The organism is Glutamicibacter sp. AOP38-B1-38, from assembly GCF_052377485.1.
Classification (GTDB): Bacteria; Actinomycetota; Actinomycetes; order Actinomycetales; family Micrococcaceae; genus Glutamicibacter.
In genome coordinates, this window is the sequence record NZ_JBQSWU010000004.1 from 160,561 (window position 1) to 177,435 (window position 16,875).

16 protein-coding genes are annotated in these 16,875 nt (G+C 64.2%); 10 read left to right on the forward strand and 6 right to left on the reverse strand.

The genetic code is table 11. From position 1 onward, the window contains the following. Window positions 1–73 precede the first annotated feature (73 nt). Window positions 74–1,762 (reverse strand): glycoside hydrolase family 13 protein, encoded by a 1,689-nt coding sequence (locus ACT3TP_RS03960; protein WP_444619441.1) that lies wholly within the window; start codon window positions 1,760–1,762, stop codon window positions 74–76. Between the two features lie 257 nt (window positions 1,763–2,019). On the opposite strand from ACT3TP_RS03960, the gene ACT3TP_RS03965 reads away from it, so the two are divergent. From ACT3TP_RS03965 to ACT3TP_RS03995, 7 genes are all read left to right on the forward strand, one after another. Further along, the gene (locus ACT3TP_RS03965) at window positions 2,020–2,853 is read left to right on the forward strand and encodes a sugar ABC transporter substrate-binding protein (protein ID WP_444619443.1); all 834 of its coding nucleotides are present in this window, start codon (window positions 2,020–2,022) and stop codon (window positions 2,851–2,853) included. 129 nt (window positions 2,854–2,982) lie between these two features. Next, entirely contained in the window at window positions 2,983–3,288 is a 306-nt protein-coding gene (locus ACT3TP_RS03970; RefSeq protein ID WP_444619445.1) for a hypothetical protein, read from the forward strand. Between the two features lie 95 nt (window positions 3,289–3,383). After that, entirely contained in the window at window positions 3,384–4,979 is a 1,596-nt protein-coding gene (locus ACT3TP_RS03975; RefSeq protein ID WP_105650790.1) for an ABC transporter permease subunit, read from the forward strand. Then, window positions 4,979–5,872 carry a sugar ABC transporter permease gene (locus tag ACT3TP_RS03980; RefSeq protein WP_105554797.1) on the forward strand — a complete coding sequence of 298 codons (894 nt, stop codon included), beginning with the start codon at window positions 4,979–4,981 and terminating at the stop codon, window positions 5,870–5,872. The genes ACT3TP_RS03975 and ACT3TP_RS03980 overlap by 1 nt, the downstream gene beginning before the upstream one ends. A gap of 109 nt (window positions 5,873–5,981) precedes the next feature. Continuing rightward, the gene (locus ACT3TP_RS03985) at window positions 5,982–6,968 is read left to right on the forward strand and encodes a hypothetical protein (protein ID WP_141393454.1); all 987 of its coding nucleotides are present in this window, start codon (window positions 5,982–5,984) and stop codon (window positions 6,966–6,968) included. Between the two features lie 75 nt (window positions 6,969–7,043). Next, window positions 7,044–7,787: a TetR/AcrR family transcriptional regulator gene (locus ACT3TP_RS03990; protein ID WP_444619448.1), complete on the forward strand. Its 744-nt coding sequence runs from the start codon at window positions 7,044–7,046 to the stop codon at window positions 7,785–7,787. Window positions 7,788–7,877: 90 nt separating this feature from the next. Further along, entirely contained in the window at window positions 7,878–9,320 is a 1,443-nt protein-coding gene (locus ACT3TP_RS03995) for an MFS transporter (protein WP_096283808.1), read from the forward strand. A gap of 108 nt (window positions 9,321–9,428) precedes the next feature. Here the strand turns inward: ACT3TP_RS03995 and ACT3TP_RS04000 are convergent, their stop codons facing one another. Next, on the reverse strand, window positions 9,429–10,091 hold the full coding sequence (locus ACT3TP_RS04000; RefSeq protein ID WP_444619451.1) for a phosphoribosyltransferase: 663 nt from the start codon (window positions 10,089–10,091) through the stop codon (window positions 9,429–9,431). A gap of 179 nt (window positions 10,092–10,270) precedes the next feature. Here ACT3TP_RS04000 and ACT3TP_RS04005 point away from each other — a divergent pair, with 179 nt between their 5' ends. Then, window positions 10,271–10,636: an META domain-containing protein gene (locus ACT3TP_RS04005; protein ID WP_444619453.1), complete on the forward strand. Its 366-nt coding sequence runs from the start codon at window positions 10,271–10,273 to the stop codon at window positions 10,634–10,636. An 83-nt stretch (window positions 10,637–10,719) separates the two neighbouring features. Here ACT3TP_RS04005 and ACT3TP_RS04010 read toward each other — a convergent pair whose 3' ends face one another. The 3 genes from ACT3TP_RS04010 to ACT3TP_RS04020 form a co-directional block, all read right to left on the reverse strand. Beyond that, window positions 10,720–11,817 (reverse strand): fatty acid desaturase family protein, encoded by a 1,098-nt coding sequence (locus ACT3TP_RS04010; protein WP_105554792.1) that lies wholly within the window; start codon window positions 11,815–11,817, stop codon window positions 10,720–10,722. A gap of 175 nt (window positions 11,818–11,992) precedes the next feature. Further along, window positions 11,993–13,633: an ABC-F family ATP-binding cassette domain-containing protein gene (locus tag ACT3TP_RS04015; RefSeq protein WP_444619455.1), complete on the reverse strand. Its 1,641-nt coding sequence runs from the start codon at window positions 13,631–13,633 to the stop codon at window positions 11,993–11,995. A gap of 43 nt (window positions 13,634–13,676) precedes the next feature. Beyond that, complete coding sequence (locus ACT3TP_RS04020) at window positions 13,677–14,321, reverse strand: IclR family transcriptional regulator (RefSeq protein WP_444619457.1); 645 nt, start codon at window positions 14,319–14,321, stop codon at window positions 13,677–13,679. Between the two features lie 219 nt (window positions 14,322–14,540). Between ACT3TP_RS04020 and ACT3TP_RS04025 the strand changes: the two genes are divergently transcribed. Next, on the forward strand, window positions 14,541–15,638 hold the full coding sequence (locus ACT3TP_RS04025; protein ID WP_444619459.1) for an isocitrate/isopropylmalate dehydrogenase family protein: 1,098 nt from the start codon (window positions 14,541–14,543) through the stop codon (window positions 15,636–15,638). Window positions 15,639–15,651: 13 nt separating this feature from the next. Continuing rightward, the gene (locus ACT3TP_RS04030; RefSeq protein ID WP_444619461.1) at window positions 15,652–16,641 is read left to right on the forward strand and encodes an NAD(P)-dependent oxidoreductase; all 990 of its coding nucleotides are present in this window, start codon (window positions 15,652–15,654) and stop codon (window positions 16,639–16,641) included. A gap of 99 nt (window positions 16,642–16,740) precedes the next feature. Here the strand turns inward: ACT3TP_RS04030 and ACT3TP_RS04035 are convergent. After that, the coding region (locus tag ACT3TP_RS04035) for a GMC oxidoreductase (RefSeq protein ID WP_444619465.1) at window positions 16,741–16,875 on the reverse strand (135 nt) is incomplete at its 5' end.

Below are 16,875 nucleotides of genomic sequence, written 5' to 3' on the forward strand. Positions count from 1 at the left end.
TCCTCGATGAATTGCTGAGCGGGTGCGGCATCCGTTGCCCGGATGCCGCACGTACTTTCGAGACTACCGGGCGCTACCGGCGCTCGGCGCCAAGCCACAAGGCCGATTCGGCCTCGATGACCCCGGGCCGTGACTGTTCGGCGCTGGCCTGCAAGACCGGCAGGCCGGCGAGCTGGCCGGGTAGCTCGGCGCGTTGCCCGGCGAAATTCACGATGACGGTCACCGCGCGGTTGCGCAGCGCCAGCAGCTGCTCGCTGCCGGTCTCCAGCCATTGCACGTCGCCGGAGCCCAACTGGTTTTCGCGGCGCAGGCGCAGCAGCGAGCGGTACATATTCAGGGTCGAATCGGGCTGCGCGGCTTGTTCCGAACGCGCGTAGCGCTCCCAGCTGGCCGGCTGCGGCAGCCAGCTTTCCCCGCTGGCGCTGAAGCCGAAGGCCGGGGCCGCGGCTTCCCAGGGGATGGGAACGCGGCAGCCGTCGCGGCCGTAGCGTTCGCCGTTGGTGCGGAACCAGGTAGGATCCTGCCGGGCGGCATCGGGCAGCTCCATGGCTTCGGGCAGGCCGAGCTCTTCGCCCTGATAGAGGTAGGCCCCGCCGGGCAAGGCCAGCATCAATGCGGACGCCGCCCGCGCCCGGCGCAGTCCGCGCGCCGGATCCGGGTGATTCGGCGTGAGCGGGCCGATGCCTTCGCCCTGCGGGTTGTCGTCGCGCAATGCCAGGCGCGAGGCATGGCGCACCACATCGTGGTTGGAGAGCACCCAGGTGCTCGGCGCGCCGACGGCGCGGAAGGCGCGCAGGGAGTCGTTGATGACCTGCCGAAGCGCGGGCGCATCCCACTCGGTGCCCAAATACGGGAAGTTGAATGCCTGATGCATTTCGTCATCACGCACCCACTTGGCCATCAGCTCCAGCGGGCTGACCCAGGCCTCGGCGCAAAGCACCCGCTCGCCTTCGTACTCGTCCAGCACCTGGCGCCAGTCGCGGTAGATTTCGTGCACGCCGTCCTGGCCCCACCACGGGGCGAGCACCTCGTCGCCGCCCATGGAATCGCCGTGCGCCGGGGGAGTGAAATCCGGCAAGCCCTCGGCCTTGATCATGCCGTGGGCGACATCCACGCGAAATCCGTCGGTGCCGCGGTCCAGCCAGAAGCGCAAGACATCGCGGAACATGGCGCGCACCTCCTCGTTATGCCAGTTGAAGTCGGGCTGGGAGGAATCGAAGATGTGCAGATAGGCCTGGCCTGGGGAGCCATCCGGTGCGGCGGTGCGGGTCCACATGGGGCCGCCGAACACCGACTCCCAGTTGTTGGGCAGCGCGCCGGCGGGGGCGTCGCGGAAGATGAAGCGGTCTCTTTCGGGGGATCCAGGTGCGGCGTTCAAAGCTTGCTGGAACCAGGGGTGCTGATCGGAGCAATGGTTTGGCACCAGATCGATGATCACGCGCAAGCCGAGTTCGTGGGCCCGGGCCACCATCTTGTCGAAGTCGGCCAAGGTGCCGAACAGCGGATCGACATCGCAGTAGTTGGCCACGTCGTAGCCGCCATCTTTTTGCGGGGAGGTGAAGAAGGGGGAGAGCCAGATGGCGTCGATATCCATGTCGGCTAGGGAATCGAGGCGCGAGGTGATGCCTGCCAGATCGCCAATGCCGTCCCCGTTGGCGTCGGCGAAGGAACGGGGATAGATCTGGTAGATCACCGAGGTGCGCCACCATTCCGAGCCGTGCCCGGACGCTGGGGATTCCGAAAGAGTGCGCGATTGAGTCATGCCGGTAACGATAGGCGATGAACGCACGATTGTAAACGCTTCCATTAAACCGTGAAGACGCAGACGGGTTCGGCGTGGTGAGGTTCGATCAATTCCGGATGCCTGCGGGAGGTGTTGCCAAACCTGATGATTTGTGTCACTCTGGAAACGCTTACATTCACGTCGTGATTCACGACACAAAATCAGTCCGGCCCAGGCGCAGCAGATCGAGACTCAGCCGGCGCAGATGAACCAAGTTGCCACGAAAGGTACACCCAATGAAGGTGAACACTCGCTCCCTGATAGTCGGCGGGGCCATGACGGCCATCGCCGCCCTCTCGCTGACCGCCTGCGGCGGATCCGGCACGAGCACCGAACCGGCGGCCTCCAACTCCCCGGCGGCTTCCTCCTCGGCACCGGCATCCGCCGGATCGCTGACCGTCTGGGTGGATGCCAACCGCGAACCGGTGCTGAAACAGGCGGCCAAGGAATTCGCCGCCAGCAGCGGCGTGAAAGTGGATCTGGTCATCAAGGACTTTTCCAAGATCCAGGAAGACTTCCTTCGCCAGGTTCCCACCGGCAAGGGTCCAGACATCACCATCGGCGCCCACGACTGGTTGGGCAACCTGGTAAACAACGGCGTCGTGCAGCCGGTCGAACTCGGCGATAAGGCGGCGGACTTCCAAGACGTCGCGGTCACCGCGATGAGCTACGAGGGCAAGGCCTACGGCGTTCCATACGCCACCGAAAACCTGGCGCTGCTGCGCAATACCGAGCTGGCCGGTGAAGCACCGGAAAGCTTTGAGGACATGATCGAGGCGGGCGAAGAATCGGGTGCCGAATTCCCATTCCTGGTCCAGGTCTCCGAAACCGGGGACCCCTTCCACCTGTACCCATTCCAGGCCTCCTTCGGCGCACCGGTCTTCGGCACCGATGAGACCGGCGCCTACGACGCCAGCAAGTTGGAACTGGGCAACGACGGCGGTGCAGAATTCGCCAAGTGGATGGCCGAGCAGGGCAAGGAAGGCACGCTGAAAACCTCGGTGGACAGCGACATCGCCAAGGAGAAGTTCATCTCCGGAGACTCGCCATTCCTGATCACCGGCCCATAGAACGTCGAGGCCGCCGAAGAAGCGAAAATCGAGCTGTCCATCGACCCGATCCCCAGCGCCGGCGGCGAACCGGCCCAGCCATTTGTCGCCGTCCAGGGGTTCTTCGTCTCCTCCAAGACCGAAAACCTGTTGGCAGCCACCGAATTCTTGACCAACTACATCGGCACCGAAGAGGTGCAGACCGAATTGTATGCGGTCGGCGATCGCCCGCCGGCAAACATGGCTGCCTTCGAAGCAGCCAAAGCCGACGAGGTAGTTGCCGCCTTCGGCGAGGTCGGCGAGAACGGCGTTCCGATGCCGAACGTGCCGGAAATGGCAGCGGTCTGGGAATTCTGGGGTGTGGCCGAGGCGGATATCATCTCCGGCAAGGCCAAGGATCCAGTCAAGCGCTGGGATGAAATGGCTGCGGACATCGAAGCCGCAATTTCCAAGTAAACACCAGCGGCCGCTGGGATCCGACCCGCCTGGGCGGACCCCGGCGGCCGCAGCATCGATTATCGCTCACTAAAGATCGCTCGAGGAACTCCGGGATGACCATGAAAACCACCGCGCCGAAAGACCGTGCGCCGCAGGATGAACCAGCTAGGCTTTCCTCCACGGCCCAAGGCTTCACGCGCAACCTGAACACCGGGCTCGGAGCGATGCTCGTCAAGATCCTGGCCATCGCGGTCCTCGACGCGACGGCGCTCTTCGCGGTGTTCCTGGCCGTAGCCAAGGATGCGCTGCTGATCGCCAGCATCATCGCGGTGATCACCTTGGTCATCAACGCCATTTACTTCAAGCGCGGCTGGCTGCCGGCAAAGTACCTGGCTCCCGGGGCGGTGTTCCTGCTGATCTTCCAGGTCTTCGTGATCGGCTACACCGGGTATATCGCCTTCACCAACTACGGCTCCGGGCATAATTCGGACAAGGACGACGCGATCATGTCGCTGCTGCAAAGCAACCAGCAGCGCGTGCCGGAATCCGCCGGCTACCCGGTCACCGTGCTCGAAGGCGCCGATGGCCTGGCCCTCCTGGTCGAACGCGAGGGGCAGTCGCTGATGGGCGACGTCCAGCACCCGCTGGCACCCATCGACCCGGACGCGCTAGGGCAGTACACCCAGCTTTCCTTCGCCGACCTGCTCGGCCGCCAGCAGGAAGTCACCTCGCTGGCGGTGCCGATGAGCGAGAACCCGGCCGACGGAACGCTGCGCACCTCCGACGGGCGCACCGCCTACCAATACACCTCCACCCTGGTCTATGAGCCAAACGCGGACACGATGACCGATTCGACCACCGGCCTCGTCTACCGGGATACCGGAGTCGGAGCCTATAGCGCGCCAAGCGGCGAGCAGCTCATGCCCGGCTGGTCGATCAACGTCGGCTTTGACAACTTCACCCGCGCGGTTACCGACTCCTCGATCCGCGGCTCGCTGATCTCCGTGACCGCCTGGACCTTTGGCTTCGCCTTCCTCTCGGTGGCCACCAGCTTCTTCCTCGGCCTATTCCTGGCCATCGTGTTCAACGACCTGCGGATGAAGGGGCGCAAGGTCTACCGGGTGATCTCGATCCTGCCCTACGCGTTCCCCGCCTTCCTCGGCGGCCTGGTCTGGGCCGGCATGCTGAACAAGGACTTCGGCTACGTGAACCAGGTGCTCTTCGGCGGGGCGTCGATCCCGTGGCTGACCGACCCGTGGCTGGCGAAGTTCTCGGTGCTCTGGGTCAACCTGTGGCTGGGCTTCCCGTACATGTTCCTGGTGTGCACCGGTGCGCTGCAGTCGATTCCCGACGAACTGGCCGAGGCGGCCAAGATCGATGGGGCCAAACCCTGGCAGATCTTCCGGCTGATCAAATTGCCGCTGCTGCTGGTCTCCGTCGCCCCGCTGCTGATCTCCTCCTTCGCGTTCAACTTCAATAACTTCAACGTGATCTACATGCTCACCGAGGGCGGGCCGCGGCTAGCCGATTCGGGGATGAACGTCGGGGCCACGGACATCTTGATCTCCATGGTGTACAAGGTCGCCTTCGTCGGCTCGCAACGCGACTACGGGCTGGCCAGCGCGTTTTCCATCATCATCTTCCTGATCGTCTCGCTCGTCGCGGTCATCAGCTTCAAGCAGACCAAGGCCTTGGAGGAACTGAACTAATGAGTACTTCGATTTCCACCCCACGCAAGGCGCCGAAAAAGGGCTTTGGCCAATGGTTCGCGGCCACCGGCTGGCGGCACCTGATCGGTGTGGCCCTGTGCATCTACGCGGCCTTCCCGCTGCTCTACGTGCTCTCCGCCTCGCTGAATCCCAATGGCACCCTGCTCTCCTCCAACGGCTTCTTCTCCACCATCGGCTTCGAAAGCTACGCCAAGTTGTTCGCCAACGAACAGCGTCCCTTCGCCGCCTGGTTCGCCAACACCATGTTCATCGGGCTGACCACCGCCGCCGCCTCGGTCTTCCTCGGCGCGCTCGCCGCCTACAGCTTCAGCCGGATGCGCTTCAAGGGGCGGCGCTTCGGGCTGGTCTCGCTGCTGGTCGTGCAGATCTTCCCGCAGCTGCTGGCCGTGGTGGCGATCTTCATCCTGCTGACCACGCTGGGAGAGGTGTACCCGGGGTTGGGCATCGACAACCAGATCGCGCTGATCATGGTCTACCTCGGCGGCGCGCTGGGCGTGAACACCTATCTGATGTACGGGTTCTTCAACACCGTGCCGGTGGAAATCGACGAGGCCGCCAAGATCGACGGGGCCGGGCATGCACGGATCTTCTTCACCATGATCCTGCGCCTGGTCGCACCGATCCTCGCCGTGGTGGGGCTGCTGTCCTTCATCTCCACCACCAGCGACTTCGTGATCGCCTCCGTGGTGCTGGTCAGCCCGGAAAACCAGACCCTGGCGGTGGGCCTGTACTCCTACGTTTCCGAGGAGTTCACCTCAAACTGGTCGGTGTTCGCCGCCGGTGCGGTGCTCGCCGCGATCCCGGTGATGGCGCTGTTCCTTTTCCTGCAGAAGTACATCGTTGGCGGGCTGACCGCAGGGGCCGGAAAATAGGCGCCTGCCGATCGCCCTGAAAAGGGACTGCCACGTGATGGGACACTGCAAACGCGGTGTCCCATCCGCCTTCGCGAAACTGGCCGGTCCACCGCGTAAAGTAAGCCCCATGAAGTCACGCCTTCCCCGAGCCTCGCGCAAATATGTGGAGCAGCTGCGCCACGAGTTGAGCCACCTGACTCCTGCGGAACGAAATAAGATCATCGAGCAGACGCGGGCAAAAATCCACAAGCTCCCGGGGCGTGGCCGCACCCAGGTTGAGCTGATCGAACAGCTGGGAACCGCGGGCATGCGCGCGGCGAAATTCCAGCGCACCGCACCCGAGGCGCTCCAGGTGCGCAGCGGCAAGGAATTCCTGAACCGCATCCTCGGCTGGCCGATCCTCGCCTTTGCGCTGCTCACCACCGTAGTGGTGTACTTCGGCCCCATTGCGGCACCGGGAAACGCCGGCGACTGGACGCCCTTCGCCGACGGCGCGAACGGGGGACTAGCGCGGCTCGAAGCGCTGGTCGGAGCGCAGGTGATCTGGGTGGCGATCCTGCCGGTGCTGCTCAGCGTGGTGGGCCTTTACCTGCAGAACATTTTCTCCACGGTCATCGGGTTGCTTGGCGCGAGCTTCATGACGCTCGTGGTGGTCGTGGGGTCCTCGGGCATCGGACTCTTCTTCCTGCCCATCACCGTGCTGCTCTGGGCGCAGGTGCTCACTCCACTGATCATGATGCGCGGCTCCATGGCCCGGCCCGGCCCGCTGTGGCTGATCGCCGGGGCATTGCTCGTGCTGGCCACCGGGGTCTGGGTGGTTTCCGCGGGGCTGCGCACCAGTGAGCTGAACGGCTGGCTGATCATCGGTCCGGCGAGCCTGCTCGGCCTGCTCGCGGTGCTGCTGCCCACCCGCCAATGGTGGGCGCACATCCTCTTGGTCAGCGTCGGCATTCTGGTGATCGCCGCCGGCCTGGTCGCCGCGTTCAACTCCATCGGCTCGCTGGCGCTCATCGGCCCATGGGCTTCCGGAGGCGTCGCGTTCGCCGTAGGGCATCTGGCGCTCGCCGGAAATCTCTGGCACGAGCGGGCACGCAAGCTGCTGGCGCTGTATTAGACCCATTGTTGCGATAAAAACCGGTAGGCCGGCGAGATACCGAAAGCGGGCGCTGTCTAGGCCTAGACTGTTGCTATGAGCGAAGCCACAAACCAGCCACCGGAGATTTCTGCAAAGCGCGGGCGCGGCCGCCCACGCAAGGATTCCAACTGGACCACATTCGCCCGCGAGGATCTTGTCGAACGGGCGCTGTCCATCGCCGGGGACGAAGGCTTTGCGGCGGTGACCATGCACCGCCTGGCCGCCGAGTTCAAGGTGACCCCGCGCGCGCTCTACAACTACGTCAAGGACTGCCAGGAAATCATCAACCTCGCGGTGGAGCTCTTCTTGGACAAGGCGCCGCTGATCGATTTTGATCCGGCGCACTGGCAGGCGAGCGTACGCATGGCCTATGCCGAATCGCGCCGGCTCCATCGGGCGTTCCCGCGGGCCTCACTGGTGGGCATGGAGGAAAACGTCAATGTGACCATCGGTCCACGGCATGCGCTGCTGGTTGAGAGATTGCTCCAGTTCTACGTCGATATCAACTTGCCGCTGAACACCGCGGTCACCATGGTTCGCGCGCTGGAACAGGATGTGCTCGGCTTCGGGCTGCGCTTCGACTACACCTATGACCGGCTGCCGGAGGAGCATAAAGAACTTGTCACCCGGGTGATGCCAGCATCGCGGCTGGATGCCGCCGCGCAGGTAGCCACGCCGCAATGCCGCGCGGCGCTGCAGTTGCCCGGTCAAACCAGCGACGAAATGTTCGAGGACCTGATCGAGCTGCGCATCATCGCGATCGAAGCAATCCTGGCCAAGAACGTGGCCTCCCACTAGGGAATAAGTTCTCGACTCCGTGCGCTGAACTACTTGTGCACGCCATCCGGCCACCGCCGCTGGCGCAGCTAAATCGTGGAAAGTTGGACTATGCCCGAGCGATCTTTGACGGTACCGGAACCGCTGTCGTCCGGCGCGCGCTGGCGACTGCTCTGGGTGCTGCTGGCGACCATGTTCATGTCCCTGGTCAGCGTCAGCATCGTGAACGTGGTGCTGCCATCGATCGAGACCACCCTCGGTGCCTCCGAAGCCGATATGCAGTGGGTGCTGGCCGGCTACGCGCTGACCTTCGGTGTGGTGCTGGTGGCCGCCGGCCGTGCCGGAGACGTGCTGGGCCGCGGCGTGGTGTTCGTTGCCGGCGTGGTCATCTTCACGCTCTCATCCATCCTCGCTGGCCTGGCGCCGGACCCAACGAGCCTGAACATTGCCAGATTCATTATGGGCTTGGGATCCGGGCTGCTCAACCCGCAGGTGATGGGCATGATCCAGCAGCATTTCAAGGGCCCCGAACGCGGACGCGCCTACGGGCTGCTCGGTACCGTCATCGGCGTCTCCGTGGCGATCGGCCCGGTGCTCGGCGGCTTCCTCATCGGCTGGCTCGGCCCCGATGCCGGGTGGCGCTGGACCTTCTTGATCAACGTACCGGTGGGCATCATCGCCGTGCTCTTGGCCCTGCTGTGGCTTCCCCGACCGCTGCTCGTGCGCGGCACCGGAAAGCTGGATCTGGACCCGGTGGGCGGCATATTGCTGGCGGCCGGCCTTCTCGCCTTCCTGCTGCCTTTTGTGCAGGGGCGCGAAAACCCCGCCCTGTGGGCGCTGCTCGTCGTGGGCCTGGGGATCTTGGTCTTCTGGGTGCACTGGGAGAAGAAGTACAAGGCGCGCGGACGCGCCCCGATGGTCGAGTTGTCCTTGTTCAAGATTTCCAGCTTCACCAACGGAAGCCTGATCGCCGGGCTGTACTTCATGGGAGTCAGCAGCGTCTGGGTTCTGGTGGCCATCTATGTGCAAAGCGCGCTGGACTTCAGCGCCCTGCAGGCGGGGCTGATCTGCCTGCCGGCGGCCTTGCTCTCGGCAGTCAGTTCCCAGCTGGCGGGAAACTACGTGATGAGTGTCGGACGCAAGCTGATCGTCTTCGGCGCCGGCAGCGCGTTGTTCGGCCTGCTGGCCACGATTATGGTGGTGGAGCTCGAAGCACGGGGTCTGCTCAACATCTGGTGGATGATGCTCTCGCTGGCCTTCATCGGCATCGCGCAGGGATTCATTATTTCCCCGAACCAGACCTTGACGCTGATGGAAGTTCCCGTGGAAAACTCCGGCAGCGCCGGAGGGCTCATGCAGACCTCGCAGCGTGTCGGCACCGCAGTGGGCCTGGCAATGATCACCGCGATCTTCTACGGTGTGAACCATCTGTCCGGCTGGACCAACGCGATGAGCTTCTCCTTCGTAGCCATCGCGCTGCTGGTGCTGATCACCATGTTTGTCGCCATTATCGATCAGCGCAAAGGGCACCGGGACCTGATCTCGATCGCCTAAGCGACCGCTCGAAAGCGCTGCTGCCGGCTTCATCGGCTTGCTGCTGAAGTTCAACTTTGTGGAGGCCTCGATCACCCCGGGTCGGGTGATGGCAGCTGTCGTGCGTGCTCAACTTGTTGCGCGCAGGAGGGCGAGCGCTTGTTGCTCGCTGGTGGCATCGAATCGGTCGTAGAACCGGCCCACGGCGCCAAAATACTGCGGGAGGTGCAACGCGAAGTACTCATCACAGAATTCGGCCAATTCCTCGGGCGACGTTGCCGGGGCCACCGGCACGGCGGCGATCAGCCGGTGGGCGCCGAGCCGGTGGGCGAGCAGCAGGGCCGCCTTCATCGTGGCCCCGGTGGCCAGCCCGTCGTCGCATAGGACGAGGGTGGCTCCTGTTAGCGGGGGAGCGTAGTCGGCGAAGACCCGTGCTAGCCGGTCGGCCTCGGTGCGGGCGCGGCCTTCCACCTTCTCCACCGTGGACCGTCCGAAGTCGGCGAGCACCTGGGCATGGATCGCGGGGTTGAGGTAGGTTGCGAGGCTGCCGCGATAGCTGGCCAGCGCGCCGAAGGCCGTCTCGGCAAAGCCCGGAACCCCCAATTTGCGCACCGTCATCGCGGCCACCGGGGCACCTAACGCCTCGGCGACCTCGGCGGCGATCGGCACTCCTCCGCGCAGCAAGCCGGCGACCAGGTAGTTTGCCGGCGGCAGGTTGCTGGCGAGCCGAACTCCCAGCTGCCTGCCGGCATCGTGGCGATCGGCGAACATCGGTGCTGCTTCGGTACCCATCCTCTTAGTCTGCGCGCTTCTGGCCAAGGGCGAAAGGGGGCCGAAAGAACGGGCGAAGAAGTCCTTGCGCCCCGGGCGCAGCCGGCCAAGCTGGGCAATCCATCGGGGTGTGCCGGGTGCGGGCCACGAATTATTGCTACTTCGTTGGATCGCCGCCCGCCTCGTTCTACGCTGGGACTATGAAGCGATTTCTAGCAGTTCTAGTGATGCCGCTCCTTGCGGTGAGCCTTGCCTCCTGCGCCGGTAGCTCCGGGGCGGGCGCGGACCCTGCCGGGCTCTGGGGCGAGAAGGCGCAGGGCAGTCCGTGGCTTGAGCTGGCCGAGGATGGAATGGTGTCGGGCAACGATGGCTGCAATCGGATCGCCGGGCAATGGAGCGAGGCCGACGGCGAGATCCGCTTCGAGCAGCTGAGCAGCACCAAGATGTATTGCCCGGGAATCGACCCGTGGTTGGCTTCCGCGGTGGCCGCCCAGGTCTCGGGCGATAATATGCTCGTCCTGGACGCGGATAATGCGGAGGTCGGCACGCTGAAACGCGGTGAGTAGCCAAGGGCCCAAGCGGCGGCAAAAAGCCTCAGGGGAGGATCCGAAATGGATCCTCCCCTGAGGCTTTGCGTGGTGCGGGAAAACTAGATGGTTCGGAAACCGGTGACCATCGGGCAATCGAATGGGTCGCGGGCCGAGAGGCCAACCTTGTTCAGGTAGGTGATGACCTGGGAGTAGGACTCACGCACGGTGGCGATGGTGTACGGAACCTGGTGGTCCTCGCAGTACTGGCGTACGATCTTGGACACGGCAGCCAGGTTGGCGCGTGGCATCGACGGGAACAGGTGGTGCTCCACCTGGTAGTTCAGCCCGCCATAGACATGCGACAGGATGCGGTTGCCCCAGGTGGACTTCGCCATGATGTTACGCCCGGTCAGAACCTGCCGGGAGAAGAAGTCGATGCGTGCGGTCTGCGGAATCATGGGCATGCCCTTGTGATTCGGTGCGAAAGACGCACCCATGTAGACGCCGAAGACTGCCAGCTGTACGCCGATGAAGGCGAAGGCCATGCCGATGGGCAGGAAGTAGAAGATCGCGGCCAGGTAGATCACGATGCGCAGCGCGATGGAGAACATTTCGCGTTTGCGGTTTTTCACCCGGTTCGCGCGGAACAGGTACTTGATGGAGAGCATGTGAAGGTTGAGGCCTTCCATGGTCAGCAGCGGGAAAAACAGGTATCCCTGACGCTCGGTGATCCACTTGAGCACACCACGCTGGCGCTTGGCATCTTCGGTCTGGAACGAGATGGTGTCCCACTCGATATCCGGGTCCTTGCCGATGGTGTTCGGTGTGGCGTGGTGCTTATTGTGCTTGTTCATCCACCACTGGTAGCTGATGCCGACCACAATGTTGGCCAAGAATTGGCCCAGCTTGTCATTGCCCTTTGACGAGGTCAGGATCTGGCGGTGCGCCGCTTCGTGGGCGAGGAAGGCGAATTGGGTCAGCAAGAGGCCCAAGGCGCCGGCCATGAGCAGCTGGAACCAGCTGTCTCCGAGCAGGACGAATCCGGCAATCGTGCCGCCCAGCAGGACGGTTAATACGATCGCCACGCCGAGGTAGTGGCCGCGGCGGCGCTGGACCAAACCGGCATCGGCGACGAGCTTCTTCACGTGGAAGAAGCTTTTCGGATCACCGGGTTTGACGGAAGGTGCGGTGGATTCCATGACTGAACTGCTACTCATGTAAATATCCTTGGGGTATAGGCGTCGACTTCACAGTCGAAAGAACTGAAAAACTCGGCTCCCATATTTAAAAGCTTACGTTGAATATCTGTGAACTGTCTGTCCGGCGGGCAGAATTTCAAATTGTTTCGATCGTTTTTGCCGTCGAAGTCAGTGCCAGGAGGACCGCGCCCGGTCAGTGGCGCACGGTGAGCTGGCCGTCCGAGATTTCCCAGCGCGCGTCGAGACGCACATTTTCCAGCATCCGCCGATCGTGGGTGACGAGCAGCAGCGCGCCTTCGTAGCTTTCCAGTGCCTCTTCGAGCTGTTCGATGGCCGGCAAATCGAGGTGGTTGGTGGGCTCGTCGAGCACCAGCAGATTCACCCCGCGCGCCTGCAGCAGCGCCAAGCCAGCGCGGGTGCGTTCCCCGGGGGAGAGCGCACCGACCAGGGCGGCCGAATGGTTGGCCTTCAACCCGAATTTCGCCAGCAGGGTGCGTGCATCGGCCGAGGTCATCTCCGGCAGGGCGTTTTCGAAGGCGGTGCCCAGGGGCAGCTCTTCGGGCAGGTAGCTGCGCGCCTGGTCGATCTCGCCGATGGCTACCGAGGTGCCCAGCGTTGCGGTGCCCGAATCCGGGGACAGCTTGCCCAGCAGCAGGTTCAGCAGCGTGGACTTCCCCGCGCCATTGGGTCCGGTGATGCCGATCTTCTCCCCGGCGTTCAGCTGGATGGACAGCGGGCCGAAGCTGAAATGCCCGCGCTTCAAGGCGACCTCGTTGAGCGTGGAGACCACGGATGAGGAACGCTCGGCCGCGGCGATCTCGAACTGCAGCACCCATTCCTTGCGCGGTTCGGCCACCTCTTCCAGACGCTTGATCCGCGATTCCATCTGGCGCACCTTCTGCGCCTGCTTCTCGGAGGACTCGTTGGAGGCCTTGCGGCGCAGCTTGTCGTTATCCGGGTTCTTCTTCATCGCGTTGCGCACCCCCTGGGAAGACCATTCGCGCTGGGTGCGGGCCCGGGAGACCAGATCGGCCTTCTTGCCGGCGAACTCCTCGTAGGCCTCGCGGGCATGGCGGCGGTTGATCTCGCGTTCCTCCAGATAGGAGTCGTAGCCGCCCTCGTAGACCGCGACCTGGTTCTGCGCCAGATCCAGCTCCACGATGCCGGTGGTGCAGCGGGCCAGGAATTCGCGGTCGTGGGAGACCAGCACGACGCCCGCGCGCAGCGAGGTGATAAAGCTTTCCAGACGCTGCAGTCCGGCCAGGTCCAGATCGTTGGTGGGTTCGTCGAGCAGCACCAGATCGAAGCGGGAAAGCAGCAGGGCGGCCAACGCGATGCGCGCTACCTGCCCGCCGGACAGCGCGGTCATCAGCGAATCGGTGGGCAGCTCGAAGCCGAGCTCCGCCAGCACGCCCGGGGCGCGGTCCTCCAGGTCCATGGCCCCGGAGGCCATCCAGTGCTCGAAGGCCACCGCATAGGCGTCATCGGCCCCGGGATCCCCGGAGCCCAGCGCCTCGGCGGTGGCTTCCATGGCGGCGGTGGCCTGCGCGCAGCCGGTGCGGCGGGCCAGGTACGCGGCGATGGATTCGCCGGCGATCCGCTCGTGCTCCTGCGGCATCCAGCCGATGAACGCGCCGTCCGGGGCGGTGGATACGCTCCCGCCCATCGGCTCGTCGACCCCCGCCAGCAGCCGCAGCAAGGTCGTCTTGCCGGCGCCGTTGGCGCCCACGATGCCATAGACCTCTCCGGGGGAGAGCGTGAAGCTGAGATTGGAGAAGAGGGTTCGATCGGCGTGGCCCCCGGCAAGGTCCTTGGCCACCAGTGTTGCAGTCATGGCTTCAAGTTTAGTTTCTTCCGCCGCGCGCTCGCGCACGCCCCTAGCGTTGGTTGGCGAAGGCCTGGGAAATCTGCGCGGCGGTCTGGGCCACCAGTGCTCCGTGGTCCACGCCGGGGGAGACCGCGCAGCGCGAGAGCGGCATGGCCAGGCAGATGGAGGCCACCACGTGGTCTTTCTGGGTGATCGGCGCGCTGACCGAGCCGAGGCCCGGGGTGCGCAGTCCCACCGATTCCACCCAGCCGTTGGCTTCCACCGCGGAAATGGCCGCGGCATCGAAGGCCAGCAGCCGGCCGCTGGAGCCGTGGGGCAGGGCCAGGCTGGCGCCGACGGGCAGGGTGGCTTTCAGCTCGTGCCGCGAGTCGACCGAGGCGACGCAGACGCGCGAGTCGCCGCGGCGGATCCACAGCTGCGCGGTCTCCCCGGTGGTATCGCGCAGCTCGGTCAGGTAGCCGAGCCCCACGATTTCCAGGCGGCTGCGCACAAAGCGCCGGCCGAGGCTGAAATCGCCCGAGGATTCGCGGCGCAGGAAGTCGTATTCGGCCAGATTCAGCGCCAGCCGGTGCGCGGTGGAGGTCGACAGTCCGGTGCGTCGGGCTAATTCACTGGCCGTGGCGTCGCCGAATTCCAGCGCGTCAAGAATCAGGCAGATGCGGTCGAGCTGGCGGTTTGCGGTGGTCTCGGACAAGTACTTGGCCTTTTCGCTGGAGGGAACTACCTCTTTGCTCGGCGGTTATTGCCACTTGGAGGTAACTAATTCCTACTGTATGGGAAATAGCGGGGTGCAAACAAGAGCAGAAATGTCGCACGACGGGCTGGTGATTCCCCTCACCCCCTGCTATCGTGTTCCCACTAAATAGCAACAATTTCCCATAAGGTGGGAATGATCGTCGAAGGTAGGAAAGTTATGGCGCAGTACGAAATTTCGGTGATCCCCGGCGACGGGATCGGCCCCGAGGTCCTAGACTCCGCACTGGCGGTGCTCGGCGAATGCGAAAAGCAGTTCGACCTGAAGCTGAATTACACCACCTATGACTTCAGCGCCGACCTCTACCGACGCACCGGACGCAAGATCACCGCGGCGGACATGGACGTGATAGGCGAAACCGATGCGGTGCTCTTCGGCGCCATGGGGCTTCCCAATGTGCGCGACGAGCACGGCCTGGAGCTCGGTGCTCAGGTGGAAATGCGTGCGCACTACAAACTCTTCGCCAGCCTGCGCCCGGTGAAGCTCTTCGCCGGCGTGCCTTCCGCGGTGAAGGCCGAAAGCGTGGACATGCTGGTCATCCGCGAGACCTCCGAGGGGATGTTCGCCGGGCTCCACGATGCCCACGAGCCCAGCGATGAGCAGGCCTCCAACCGGATGACCATAACCCGCGCCACCTGCGAGAAACTCTTCGACGTGGCCTTCGCCGAGGCCCGCGCCCGGCGCACGCGCGGCACCCCGGGACGGGTCACCCTGCTGCACAAGTCCAATGCGCTGCGCAGCAATGTGCTGATGGAGAAGGTCTTCGACGAGGTGGCCGCGAAGAACACCGACATCGAGAGCAACAAGTTCTACATCGATGCCGGCTCGATGTACCTGGTCACCGATCCGGAACGCTTCGACGTGATCGTCAGCGAGAACATCTTCGGCGACATCACCTCGGAGATCGCCGCCGGGCTGGTCGGCGGGCTGGGCGTGGCCCCCTCGGCCGATGTGAGCCTGAGCCACGGGGTCTTCCAGCCCTCGCACGGCAGCGCCCCGGATATCGCCGGGACCGGCATCGCCAACCCGATCGCGATGATACTCTCCGCCGCGATGATGCTGAACTGGCTTGGCGAACGCCGCGCAGATGCCGCCTGCCTGCAAGCCGCACGCCACATCAACGAAGCGGTGGAACAGGTGCTGGCCAGCGGGCCGCGCACCAAGGACATCGGCGGCACCGCCAGCACCGGACAAGTCACCGACGCGGTGCTCCAGGCATTGAAGTCCACCGCCAAGCTATCCACCCAGAGCTTCTAGAAAGGTACGGAAGATGAATCAGAAGGTACTTTTTCTGAACCCACTGAAGGACTACATCGACGGGCTGGAACGCTCCACTCCGGCGGGGTTCCAGCTGACCGTGCTGCCCGCCGGAACCTCGGTCCAGCGCATGTCCCAGGAAGCGGCGGAGACGGACTTCATTATCGCGGGCATCGAAATCCCCGAAGAAGTCTTCCGGGCCGCGGGAAAGGCGAAGTTCATCCAGTACATGAGCTCGGGCTACGGGCAATTGCCCTTGGAGGTGCTCAACGACCTGGGCATTCCCGTCGCGCAGATGAAAACCCACTCGATCTCCGTCGCCGAGCACGCGCTCACCCTGATCCTCACCCTGCTGCGCCGCATCCCGGCCTCCACCGCGGCGCTGCGCGAAGGCAAATGGCGTCAAGACCTGGACGAAGCCTCCTACTCGGAGCTCTACGGCAAGACCGTGGGCATCGTGGGGCTGGGAAATATCGGGCGCTGGGTGGGCAAGGTGGTGCATCACGGTTTCGGGGCGAACGTGGTCTTCTACGACAACGCCGAAATCCCGCTGACCGTCTCCGAGCTGATCTCCGCCAAGCAGGTCTCGCTCGATGAACTGCTGCGCGTCTCGGACGTCGTCTGCGTGAATCTTCCGCTGAACGCCGACTCGGAGAAGCTGATCGGCCGCGAAGAACTGGCCAAGATGAACGCGCGCAGCGTGCTGGTCAACGTCGGGCGCGGCGAGGTGATCGATGAGGAAGCGCTGATCCAGGCGCTGCGCGAAGGGCGAATCGCCGGAGCCGGACTGGACGTGTTCGCAAGCGAGCCGCTGAGCCTGAACAGCGAACTGCTGGAGCTTCAGAGCGTGCTCTGCACCCCGCATATGGCCGGTGTGGGCTGGGAAAACGTGGCGCGGCGCATCGAGACCGTGTGGGAGAACCTCGATGCGGTGTTGCGTGGGGAGGTCCCGCGTGGGGTGATCACGGCGACCAAGCGTGCGCCGGAGATCCAAGCGGTTTAGCGGCCGCAAGGCCAACGATCAATTGGCCGTTGGCAATGGTGGCACAACTTGAAGCGGGGGTGGCGCCGGGCAAACGGCGGCACCCCCGATTGCCGCGGATCAGCTGCCGCGGATCAGTTCGGCGCAGCGCTCACCAATCATCATCACCGTGAGATTCGGATTCACCGTCACCAACTCCGGCATCACCGACGCATCGGCCACCCGCAACCCGGTCACCCCCTTAACCCGCAGCTG